Origin of the sequence: Undibacterium sp. Di24W (assembly GCF_049340325.1) — a bacterium.
Classification (GTDB): Bacteria; Pseudomonadota; Gammaproteobacteria; order Burkholderiales; family Burkholderiaceae_D; genus Undibacterium.
In genome coordinates this window covers 113,609-126,488 of the sequence record NZ_JBMPOP010000006.1, presented here as the reverse complement: position 1 = coordinate 126,488, position 12,880 = coordinate 113,609, and the positions used below count along the sequence as shown (strand labels likewise).

Genomic DNA, 12,880 nt, shown 5'->3' with positions numbered 1-12,880 from the left:
TCTCCTCAGTGTGTTAGTACAACAAGAACAAAAGTGTGACCAGACTAGTTTCGCTTTTCAACAAATCAACTACATCTATTTTTTAAAATAGAAAATATAAGTAGAAATTTAATCCTATATTTAATTATTTTTCAATACTACTTAAAATTTTAATTTCAGTAGCATTTTGTATCAAGCAAATGTTATGCCAATGAGTTTATTCAATGTTTTCTAGCTATGTGCTCACGCGAATTCAAGTAAATACCCTCGAGCTTATCAGCCAAGCTCAAACCAGTCGGATGCGCCGCCTCGCGCAAGCGAGCAATGACCTCAATCACATTGTCATCGTGGATGGTAGGATCGCCATATAGCGAGGGTGGGCGAGCGCACCAACCCGCTAGACTAAACAGATCTTGTAGCCAGTCGTTGCTCACACAATCCATCATTAAATGGATGCGAGCTTGCTGGCTATCATTGCGCACGCCGTGTAAACAACTGGCATTTAAATACCAAGTGTCGCCCGCAGAAAAATGTACTGGTTCATGGTCGATCAAGAACAAGACTTGCGCCGAGGTTTGTATGGGAATATGCAAACGGGTAATGCCATCCTCCAGACAAGCACCCACATCCCTATGCTCCTTAATGACACCACCTGCGGCCAATGACATCAGCCGTATCGAGGTTTTTTCACAGGCAAATTGTGCGATCACTTCTTGAAAGTAAGTGCACTGCTTGAGGATCTCCGTATCTTGAAAGTCTTCACTCTCAATCGGCAAAATGTGTTCGATAGCCCCACCCACAGATCGCAATGGAATACATGCCCAGTCATTTTCATAAGCACGTGTATTGAAATGACTGATCCAAGGCGATTGGGTAGCGAGAGCCAAATCCCGCTTCAGTTTTGCAATATCAAATGAAAACGGTAGTTTCAGGTAAGAACAGACTGACATAAATGAACTCTTTTTCGCTCTTAATTTTATAGTCGACCTTGCATCGCTATCAGGTCTCTGCAGGTTGCCAGATCATTTGATCGAATAAGCTATCGCTACTTCGCAGCACAAAACCCGCTTTTTGGTATACACGGCGCGCGATCTGGTTGTCGCATTGCACGGCTAGACTAATCGATTTATCGATGCCTGCAGCATGGACTTGCAATGCCTTAAGAACATGGGTGGCAATGCCACGCTTGCGCCATGAAGACAGCACTGCAATATCGATCAATCGTACATCCGCACCCACATCGACAATCAAACGCCCTATCGCGTCTTGCCCCCAACACAACACCCAGTCTTGTGCGGAGGGGTAAGACCATTTCACTCCCTCCGATTGACTCATCTGCTGCATCGAAATCATTTGTGTCAGCGCATTCGGAGGTAAAGGTAAAGCAAGTAAGTCGGGACGCCTATCGCGGAACAGCACATCCAAAAAATTTTGGTCTTCGGAATGAACCAAACGCATAGCCAGTGGCGATATCAGATCTAACAAATACAAAGCTCCATTCAATTCAATAGAAAAATAGAACCTATTAAGCAAATAGCATTCCCATTGTTTGCAAGTTCAAAAACATCGATACCACTATGGCATATCGCTTGCTTTACTATGTAAAAAAAGGTAACTTATTCACACAATTTACGCTTGTTTTTGTTAGCATCGAACGCTAACTACACTTCGATAATCAATACCTTTACGGAGATTTCATGCCCTTAAGTTTTATGCACATGCAAACCCTTATTCATAGCAGCTTTATCGTACATACCTCCGTTGGGACGGTCGAGTTGCGACTATTGGAAGCGGCAGAGATAGATCGTCCTGGCCTCCCAGCTGGGTATCGCGCGCCTATGGTTTTGATTTTTTCCGCACCATCAAGTCCTATCTTGGCACAAGACAATTACTATTTTGATCACCCAAAGTTGGGAAGACATTTTTGGTCCGTGGCGCCTGTTTTACCGCCCGAGAAACAACCAGTAACAGTCAATAATGAACCACTCTCTTTTTACCAAGTCTTATTTAATTAAAAAGCTAAACCTGGTCAAATTTTTGCAAACATAACATGTAAATACGACATAAAAAATATTATTACATGTAATTTACACGTCATTTTGATTGAGCAATAAACAAAACCGCATGCAAGCATTGGCATGAAATTTGCGTAAAATACATATTACATTTTGTGCTTATCAAAAAAATGTTGCCCGAAAAGACAATTGAGTTGACTCGCTGTCATAGTTTAGGCAAGAGTTTAAATGACCAGGACGGTGCGCATGACGCACCGTCCTTCATTTTAAACTCTTAGGTTTATGAGCAGTTTTTAGAAAATAACAATTCCCGAACTTGGTAGCATGAAAACTTTAGACTCTCTACAAAACACTCAATCCTTAACTTGGTGGCTAACCGGTTTGTCGGGGGCAGGAAAGACGACGCTGGCAGAAGCTTTAGCAAGCAACTTGAGAAGTCAAGGATATGCAGTTTGCGTACTCGACGGTGACGAGCTAAGAAAAGGGCTTTCCAATGATCTTGGTTTTAGTTTTGCAGACAGAGAAGAACAGAGTCGAAGGGCCGCAGAGTTGGCTAGCTTACTAAACGCAAACGGCATTATGGCCATCGTTTCCTTAGTATCGCCTAGCGCACGTGGACGCGCTGTGGCCCGGGAAATTGTTGGAAATGACAGGTTTATAGAGTGTTATATATCAACTCCGCTGCATATTTGCCAACAGCGAGATCCGAAGGGTTTATATGCAAAGGCTAAGCTTAATTGTGACATACAAATGACTGGTGTGTCAGCGCCTTACGAAGCGCCCACTTTAGCGAATTGCGTGATAGACACAAGTGAAACAGAAGTAACGGCCGCAATTGAACAACTTAATGCATTTTTGAAAGTATAAAGAAATATGAAACAGGCCAAATACCACTTTATCTCGGGTTTACCCCGGGCAGGTTCAACTTTACTTGCTGCGATCTTACGCCAAAACCCAAGTTTTCAAGCAGGCATGAGCAGCCCAGTAGGTGCTTTTGTCAACAACATCATCACGCAAGTAAGTGCAGGAACTGAGTTCTCTAGCCAAGTCGATAATGAGCAAAGGCAAGACTTGATACGTGGCTTATTCGATGGCTATTACAAGCGTGACTTGGAAAAAAATGTGATTTTTGATACTAACCGCATGTGGGGTGCAAGACTCCCTTTGATAATTGATTTGTTTCCTAATGCAAAGGTCATCGCATGTGTCCGCAATGTGGCCTGGGTTATGGACAGCATAGAACGCAAGTTTCGTAGTAATCCTTACGAAAATACCAAACTATTTGGGACCAATATGGCTCGCAGCACCGTTTATCAACGTTGCGAAGGTTTAGCACAGCATGACCAGCTTGTCGGTTTCGCCTGGTCAGCATTACGCGAAGCTTTCTATGGTGAGCATGCAAAATCGCTGTTGGTGATCGACTATGATTTATTGACGCAAGCACCAGAAAAAGTCATCACTTTGCTCTATGAGTTTATCGACCAGCCCTTATTCCAACATGATTTTGATCATCTCGAATACGATGCGCCCGACTTCGACTTACAGCTTGGTTTACCTGGTCTGCACAGGGTCAAACCCAAGATTGAACACACCGAAAGACGCACTATACTTCCGCCGGATTTATTTGAAAAATACTCGAAGATGAGTTTCTGGAATGACCCGAGTGGTACTACAGCCAATGTGATCGCCCCAAAGACTAATGAAAAGGAAAACGCAGTATGAAGACCGATATTTCCAAGCTAGCAGCCAATCTTTACATTCGCTCTCGGGATCAGAAACATGCGCCAAATCTGGATATTCCTACAATCGATGCCACAGCGCTAAGTATTATTCATGACCCTTTGTTAGGTAAGCAAACTTTTCCTCCAAATGCATCTACCCGCACAGAAATCGTCTTTATTGAGAGCAATGTCGGTGACGTAGCGCTGTTGCTTGAGGGCATAGGTGTAGGAAAAGAAGTTCATGTCATCAACGCAAACCTAGATGGATTAAGCCAAATTACAGAAATTTTAGCGGGGCGTAGCAATATCGATGCGATCCACATCATCTCGCATGGCAAAGAAGCTTCAATCAACTTGGGAACACTGTTTCTGGACAAAGACAACATTAATTCCCATACCGCGCAACTGCAGGCCATAGGTCAGAGCCTGAACAAGGATGGGGACATCATGTTGTACGGTTGCGATATAGCTGCCGGAACAGGCCAGACATTCATCAATCAGTTGGCTATTGCGACCGGAGCAGATGTCGCCGCTTCCAACAATACGACAGGAAGCGCCAAACTTCATGGTGACTGGGATCTGGAGGTCAAGACTGGCCATATTGAGACACAGCCTGCCGTTAGCCCAGGGCTTGCTGATCTGTACTCGAGCGTATTGAACATTGCTTCTGCCACCGTAATTTTCACTAGTGGCTCGGCAAATTTCACCAACACTGGTGGAACGGCCAACTCTACGAAAGATGTCACATATAAAGTTGCAGGGGATGCAGCTTATGTATTACGCATTGACGGTTTAAATACAGGCGTGTATGCCGATCCTTCAGGCGGTTATGTAAACATTGACTTTACAAACAGCCAGACAGAAACGATGGTCACCTTGTCTTTCCAGGGCGGGCAGGTATTTTCAGCCGGTGGGGTGAAGATTCAATCGAACTATGCACAGACTCTGATATTCAAGGGCTATGACAGCAGCGGTTCACAAGTTGGGTCAACGCAAAACTTTGCTTTCACGGCAACGCAAACTCAAGTGCTAACGTTTTCGGGCCTGACTAACATTGCGACACTAAAAATAACCTCCTCTGGTAGCGGTGGTAACGTGCGCTATTTTACGATGGATGATCTTGCACTAACCAACATACAACCAGGTACATCTATTACTAGCGCGACCTATGACGCGAACACTGGCGTTTTGTCTGTTACCGGTAGCGGTATTACCAATGGTGGCACAATTGATGTATCCAAACTCTCGCTCACCGGGCAAGGTGGGACCTATACTTTAACCACGCCAAACGTTACTGCCAGCAGTAGCTCGGCGTTTTCAGTCACGCTTAGTGCCACCGACAAGATTGCGGTCAATGGCATACTGAACAACAACGGAACTACATCTGCGACCGGTGCCACTACTTTCAATCTGGCAGCTGCGGCCAACTGGGATGTGACCGCCGCCGCCTCAGCTGATTTGATCGGCAACGTCGTGACCGTCTCCAATGTCACAGCGCCGACGCTCGAGTCTGCCACCTATGACGCCAACACAGGCACACTCATTGTTACTGGCACAAATCTGGTCCGGGCCATTGGTTCAAACAACGACATCACTGCCAACAAAATATCTATACGCGGCGAGGGCAACGTCACCTATGTGCTGACTGATACCTCAGATGTGGACATCACGTCTGCTACTTCCTTTACACTCATCCTGAGCGCTGCTGACAAGGCTGGCCTCAACCAATACATTAACAAAAACGGCACTCTCCCAACGTCTGCCTCTTCCCTATACCTCGTAAAAGGTGCTGATGATTGGAACACCGTCATCACGGGGGGCGACATTAAAGATATTGTCAACAACTTCATTACCGTCAGTAATGTTCAGGTGCCGACCATTACTTCCGCCACCTACAATGCCAGCACGGGAAGCCTGGTGGTAACCGGAACGGGCTTCACTCACCTGAATAATGGAGGAACAGACGACATCGTCGCCAACAAATTCACCATGACTGGCGAAGGTGGTTCGACCTATACGCTAACCAACACAGCAAATGTAGAAATCACCTCAGACACAACGTTTACGCTGCTTCTGAGCGCGACCGACAAATCTGGCGTCAATCAGATCATCAACAAAAATGGTGCCAGTTCCACCGGTGGCACCACTTATAACCTGGCCGCCGCCGAAGACTGGGCAGCCGGTGCCGATCCGGCGGTGGTCGTTGCCGACCTGACTGGCAACGGCATCACTGCAACGGTTGCTGCACCTATTGTCACCTCAGCGACTTATGATGCCAGCACAGGTACGCTGGTCGTCACCGGCACCGGGTTTACCCATCGCGCTGGCGCTGCCAACGATATTATCGCCAATAAGTTTACCCTGACCGGTCAAGGTGGCAGCACCTATGCGTTGACCGATACGGCCAACGTAGAAATCACTTCTGACACCAGTTTCACTCTCGTACTATCGGCTACCGATAAAGCTGGCTTGCGTACCCTGCTCAATAATAATGGTACACAGTCAGTAGGCGGCACGACTTACAATCTGGCGGCAGCGGATGACTGGGCCAATGGCGCTGATGCGGCGCTCAATATCGCCGATCTGACAGGTAACGGCATTACTGTATCGAATGTCGTTTCGCCAACAATCACCTCTGCGGCCTATGATGCTAGCACAGGTATTTTGTCTGTCACCGGTACTAATCTGGCTAATGGTGACACCATTGATGTGTCCAAACTTTCCGTCACTGGCCAGGCTGGGTCATATACACTGACGACCACAAACGTCACAGCTACCAGTTCAACTGCATTCGCAGTGACCCTGAATGCAACAGACAAGCTGGCGGTGAATGGTGTGCTGAACAATAACGGCACAACGGCAGTTGATACGACAACATTTAATCTCTCTGCGGCGGCTGGTTGGGATACCACAATCAATGCGACTGCGGACCTGACAGGTAATGGCGTGACAGTATCGAATGTCACAGCCCCAACAATCACCTCAGCAACCTACGATGGCACAACACATGTCTTCACTATCACTGGTACCAATCTGGTCAAGACCATCGGTGCCACGAACGACATCACCATTTCCAAGCTGACCATCACTGGTGAAGGTGGTGCCACTCGTACACTGTCCACCACCGGCAACGTCGAAGTCACATCAGACACCAGCTTCACCTTCACCCTGGCCGGTACTGACATCGCAGCTGTTGATAGTCTGCTCAACAAGAACGGTACTGCTTCTGCCAGCAGTTCCACCACCTATAACATCGCCGCAGCCGACGACTGGAACAGCGCCATCACCGGCGGTAATATTGCTGATTTAACCGGCAACGGCATCACCGTCTCCAATGCTGCTCCAAGTATCCTGAGTTCCACCTACGATGCGGCAACCGGCATCCTCAGCGTGTCTGCCGTCAACATCGTTGGCGGAGACACCATTGATGTCTCCAAGCTGTCCATCACTGGTCAGGCTGGTTCCTACACATTAACCACCCCCAATGTCACCGCCAGCAGTTCGACCGCCTTTGCTGTCACGCTCAATGCTGTCGACAAACTCGCTATCAACGGCATATTGAACAACAATGGCACAACGGCGGTGGACACCACCACCTTCAACCTGGCCGCTGCCGCTTCCTGGGATCAGACCACAGCATCGGGTGCTGACCTGACCGGCAATGCCGTGACAGTATCGAACGTCACAGCACCAACAATCACGTCCGCGACTTACAATGGTAACACCCACGTCTTCACCGTCACTGGCACCAACCTGGTTAAAACTATCGGTGCCACCAATGACGTCACCATTTCCAAGCTGACGATCACTGGTGAAGGCGGTGCAACTTACACTCTCTCCACCACCGGCAATGTCGAAGTCACTTCCGCCACCAGCTTCACATTTACCCTTAGTGGTGCGGATATCGGTGGTGTCGACGCCTTATTGAATAAAAATGGTACCTCTGCTGTCAGTAGCACCACCTACAATATCGCCGCTGCCGACGACTGGAACAGCGTCATCACCGGTGGCAATATCCAGGATTTAACTGGCAACGGCATTACCGTTACCAATGCTGCACCTAGCATCATCAGCGCTACCTATGATGCAGCGACTGGCATTTTATCCGTCTCCGCTGTCAACATCGTCGGTGGCGACACCATTGATGTCTCCAAGCTTTCTCTGACGGGGCAGGCAGGTTCTTACACCCTGACCACCGCCAACGTCACTGCCAGCAGTTCTACTGCTTTTGCTGTCACCCTGAATGCTACCGACAAACTGGCTATCAACGGCATTTTGAACAACAACGGTACGGCTGCGGTGGATACCACCACCTTTAACCTAGCCGCTGCTGCTTCCTGGAACGCCACCACCACATCGAGTGCTGACCTGACCGGCAATGCCGTGACCGTATCGAACGTCACGGCACCGACGGTCACCTCAGCGACGTATGACGGCACCACCAACATCTTGGCAGTCACTGGCACCAACCTCGTCAAGACCATCGGTGCGACCAATGACGTCACGATGTCCAAGCTCACCATCACAGGTGAAGGCGGTGCGACCTACACCCTTTCCACCACGGGTAACGTTGAAGTCACCTCCGCCACCAGCTTTACCGTCACACTCGCGGGTGCAGATATCGGTGGTGTCAATGCCATACTGAACAAGAACGGCACTTCCTCCGTCAGCAGCACGACTTATAACCTAGCGGTTGCCGACGACTGGAACAGCGTCATCACTGGCGGCAACATCCAGGATCTGACTGGCAACGGCATTACAGTCTCCAATGCTGCGCCTAGCATCATCAGCTCCACCTATGATGCAGCGTCGGGTATTTTGAGTGTCACAGCTGTCAACATCGTTGGTGGCGACACTATCGACGTATCGAAGTTATCCTTGGTCGGTCAGGCTGGTGGTTCGTATACCTTAACCACCGCAAACGTCACCGCCAGCAGCAGTACCGCCTTTGCCGTGACCTTGAACGCCGCCGACAAACTCGCCGTCAATGGCCTATTGAACAAGACTGGCACCACCGCTGCTGATGCCACCACCTTCAACCTGGCTGCTGCTGCATCCTGGGACGCCACCACCACATCGAGTGCCGACCTGACAGGCAATGCCGTCACCGTCAGCAATGTCGCCGTTCCAACGATCACCTCTGCCACCTACGACGTCAACACCCACGTCCTGACCGTCACTGGCACAGGTCTCGTCAGCACACTTGGTGCGACTAATGACATCACCGTCTCCGCTCTCACTATCAGGGGCGAAGGCGCAGCCACCCGCACGCTCTCTACGACCGGCAATGTCGAGGTCACTTCCGCCACCAGCTTTGCGGTGACGCTCGCCGGTGCAGATCAGGCTGCTGTTGAAGCACTGTTCAACAAAAACGGCACGACATCAACAGGTGGTACGACTTACAATCTGGCCGCTGCCGATGACTGGGACAGCGTCATTACCGGTGGCAACATTGCTGTCACCACGGCCCCGATTACCGTCTCCAATGTCGCCGTGCCGACCATCACCTCCTCGGTCTACAACGCCAGCACCGGTGTACTGACCGTCACAGGTACTGGCCTAACCGGTTTGACAGGGGCAAACAACGACATCATCGCCAATAAATTTAGCCTTCAAGGCGAAGGCGGTGCCAGCTATACCCTCACCACCACCAGCAATGTCGAGGTCACCTCCGCCACGTCCTTCACACTGACCCTGAGTGCGGCAGACAGGCTGGGTGCCAACCTCATCATGAACAAGAATGGCACCAGCTCCACCAGTGTCAATACGTACAACCTCATTGCTGCCGAAGACTGGGACGCCGGTGCCGATGCCGCTGTCGTCATTGCCGACCTGACGGGTAATGGCATTACCGTCACCAATGTGGTGGCACCAACGGTGACATCCGCCACCTACAACGTCGCCACTGGTGTGCTGGTGGTGACAGGTAACAACTTCCTGTCGCTGACAGGAGCCAACAACGACATCACCGCCAACCGCATCCGTTTCCTCGGCCAGGGAGCCTTTAACTACACGCTGACTAATACGCCGAATGTCGACATCACGTCCAACACCAGCTTCACCATGACCATGAGTGCCAATGACAAGGCGCAACTGGCATTGAGGTTGAACAAGGATGGCACCGCTTCCAGTGACAGCACCACCTACAACATTGGCATGCTGGAAGACTGGAATACCGGTGCCGCTACTGCTGTCGTCATCGCTGATCTGTTTGGTAACTTCATTACCGTCACCGGCAACAACGTCGCTCCCCTCATTGGCGGTGTTGTCGCTGGCCAGGCAGTGACCGAAACCACCACGGTTTCTCCTTTTGCGACTGTCACCATCACCGATCCTGACGTGGGTGCTTCCGAAACCATCATCATCACCCTTGATGTCGCCGCCAAAGGTACCTTTACTGCTGCTTCATTGGCAACCACAGGCTTCTCGACCGCCGATGGGGGGCTTACCTATACGCGTGCTGCCGGTAGCCCGGCGGCAGTAGAAGCCGCCATCCGTGGCCTGGTATTCCAGCCGGCGGCTGGCCGTGCATCGGTTGGAGGAACAGAAACCACGACCTTTACTATCAGCGCCAATGATGGTATCGCCTCGGCCGTATTGAACAACACCACCACCGTGATTGCAACAGGTGTCAATGCTGCCCCGACCAATATCACGCTATCGAATGCGGCGATACAGCAAGGCTCTGCTGCCAACACCAGTGTTGGCACCCTAACGGCCACAGACCCCAACCCCGGCGATACTGCAGCGTTCACTCTGGTGGCAGGCAATGGTACGAATGATAAGGACAATAGCAAGTTCAGCATCTCGGGTAATAGCCTAGTGGCGAAGAATCCTGTGGGCATGACACCGGGCAATTACACCATCTTTGTCCGCGCTACGGATGTAACCGGTTCCGCCTATGAGAAGAGTTTCACTATCGCTGTTGGTGATAATGTTGCGCCGATTGCTACCAGCATAGCCCGTATCCAGCCTGAAAACACCAGTCTAGCGACGGTAGATTACAAGGTCACTTTCAGTGAATCTGTCAGCGGCGTCAATGCAGCAGCCTTTGCTTTGGCGACTACGGGGACGGTGGCAGGCACCATCAGCAGTGTCACCCAGCTCGATCCTTCTAACTATAGCGTCAGGATCACTGGCCTTACAGGCGATGGTACCTTGGGTCTGAATCTCAAGGGCAGTGGTACAGGTATTGTGGATACTTCCACCTTGCCACTCAACGGCGGCTTTACCGGGCAGTTGTATCAGGTAGATCATACGGCACCGACTACAGCTATCGGCTCAGTCCGTCTGAATAATGACGATGGCGTTAGCGGTGCTGACTTCATCACCACGATTAGCGAGCAGACCATTTTGGGCACCCTCACTGCCGGTTTGCAGGCGGGAGAAACCGTACAGATTTCGCTGGATAATGGCGCCAATTGGATCAATGCAGCAACAGCATTGGGTAGCACCAGCTGGAGTTTACCAAATCAGACACTGACGGGGTCAAATACTCTGAAAGTCAGGGTCACTGACTTGGCAGGTAATAGTAGCCGTGAAGTGGTACAGCCCTTTAGCATCAACAACCTAGCTGGTAATACCAATAGTAGCAATAGCGATGATGATGGTGATGGTATTGCTCAAGGGATAGAGGAACAAGTACCCAACCGTAACGGTGTGGGCAAGGGCGATGGCAATGGCGATGGCATTGCCGACAGCCAGCAGAGCAATGTCAGTTCACTGATCTGGGCGGAGCAACCGAATGGCAAGCCCTCCTACGTCACCTTAATGTCAACGGTAGGAATGGTACAGACTGCAGTCAAGACCATATCAACACCGGCGAACTTGACTAACGGACTTAAATTACCCTATGGCCTACTGGCATTCACGATCGACAAACTACCGGCTAGTGGTACCGCCAATCTAAGTATCTTCTTAGAACCAGGTGCGGTCGTGAACGGGTATTGGAAACAAAATAAAGTCGGGCAATGGGTCAATATCGCCGACAGCATCATAAGCGACACTCAAGGCGTGATCATCAACTTCAAACTACAGGACGGTGGTGAGTTTGATGCGGACGGGATTGTGAATGGGAAAATCAGCGACCCGGGTGGTCCTGGTTTGATAAGCACAACGTCGCTCACGCTCAATACCGCGGCGGTCACCGACTATGCTCCACGCAATGCCGGCACGGTCGCATTTACGCTCAAGTTTAGTAACACCGTTAAGAATGTCGATCTGAGCGACTTCAAATTAATCAGCACCGGCAGTGCTCGGGGACAGATCAGCCAGGTCACCCTGCTCAATGACAATACCTACCAAGTCATTGTCAACAAAGTAGCGGGCGATGGCAGTTTGACGATCAATGCCGACCTCAAAACTAGCGATATCGTCGATCTCTCGGGCAATAGCCTGAAGAACAACGCGGCCTCCGTGGCGCACCCTGTACAACAAGACATGGCGTTACACACGAACAGCGAGAAGATTGCGGCCTTATATGCACTGCTCTACAACCGTGCCCCGGATCAGGATGGATTGAACTACTGGTTGAAAGAAATGGCGCAAGGTAAAGGTATGGCTGATATCGCCAAAGCCTTTACTAGCGTCTCACGTTACTTTACCGACTACGCAAAACTGGATAACAAAGCGTTCGTTGAGACGATTTATTTGAAAGGATTAGGCAATGCGGGGGATGCCCAAGGAATCAGCTACTGGACGAGCAAGATCAACGGCGGACAAAGTCGTTCCGATATGTTGTCAGAGTTTGCGCTGTCGACAATCACGATCAATTTAGTTTCAGCGCTTGATAGCAAATTGCTGACCAATGCGGAGTACCTGGCGGCGACCGCACGTCAAAACGCTTTACTCAATCGTATTGATGTGGGGCTGGAATTTGTAAAACAGTTCGGCACTGCGACCAATCCGATAGCGGCACTCGACAGCGACCCGGCCTACCGTGCTGCGCAATTGTTGATGAACAAGCTCAATGGCTATGACGACAGCTTACAAAAAACCTTAGATAGCTTGCACGCTACACAATCCATCAATGAAATCAACACCGTATTTGGGCCTCCTGTTGAAGCTGTCATCACGGGGGTGCAGCAGACGTTTATCCTGTAATAGGAACACAAACTAGCAAGGTTCTCAATTGAAAAAGGCTGGTGCTTCTAATGCACCAGCCTT

6 protein-coding genes are annotated in these 12,880 nt (G+C 50.0%); 4 read left to right on the top strand and 2 right to left on the bottom strand.

What is annotated here, in order from left to right:
• Positions 1–200: 200 nt before the first annotated feature.
• Both ACO0KZ_RS14090 and ACO0KZ_RS14085 read right to left on the bottom strand, forming a co-directional pair.
• Complete coding sequence (locus ACO0KZ_RS14090; protein ID WP_422996268.1) at positions 201–929, bottom strand: aspartyl/asparaginyl beta-hydroxylase domain-containing protein; 729 nt, start codon at positions 927–929, stop codon at positions 201–203.
• A gap of 49 nt (positions 930–978) precedes the next feature.
• Positions 979–1,464 carry a GNAT family N-acetyltransferase gene (locus ACO0KZ_RS14085; protein WP_422996265.1) on the bottom strand — a complete coding sequence of 162 codons (486 nt, stop codon included), beginning with the start codon at positions 1,462–1,464 and terminating at the stop codon, positions 979–981.
• A gap of 212 nt (positions 1,465–1,676) precedes the next feature.
• Between ACO0KZ_RS14085 and ACO0KZ_RS14080 the strand changes: the two genes are divergently transcribed.
• The 4 genes from ACO0KZ_RS14080 to ACO0KZ_RS14065 all read left to right on the top strand — a co-directional run bounded on the left by ACO0KZ_RS14080 (position 1,677) and on the right by ACO0KZ_RS14065 (position 12,817).
• Positions 1,677–1,994, top strand: a complete 318-nt coding sequence (locus ACO0KZ_RS14080) for a DUF6916 family protein (protein ID WP_422996263.1) — start codon at positions 1,677–1,679, stop codon at positions 1,992–1,994.
• A 324-nt stretch (positions 1,995–2,318) separates the two neighbouring features.
• Entirely contained in the window at positions 2,319–2,861 is a 543-nt protein-coding gene (cysC, locus tag ACO0KZ_RS14075) for an adenylyl-sulfate kinase (RefSeq protein WP_422996261.1), read from the top strand.
• Positions 2,862–2,867: 6 nt separating this feature from the next.
• A complete protein-coding gene (locus ACO0KZ_RS14070; RefSeq protein ID WP_422996259.1) occupies positions 2,868–3,716 on the top strand; it encodes a sulfotransferase family protein in 849 nt (282 codons plus the stop codon).
• Complete coding sequence (locus tag ACO0KZ_RS14065) at positions 3,713–12,817, top strand: DUF4347 domain-containing protein (RefSeq protein ID WP_422996257.1); 9,105 nt, start codon at positions 3,713–3,715, stop codon at positions 12,815–12,817. The genes ACO0KZ_RS14070 and ACO0KZ_RS14065 overlap by 4 nt, the downstream gene beginning before the upstream one ends.
• Positions 12,818–12,880 lie beyond the last annotated feature (63 nt).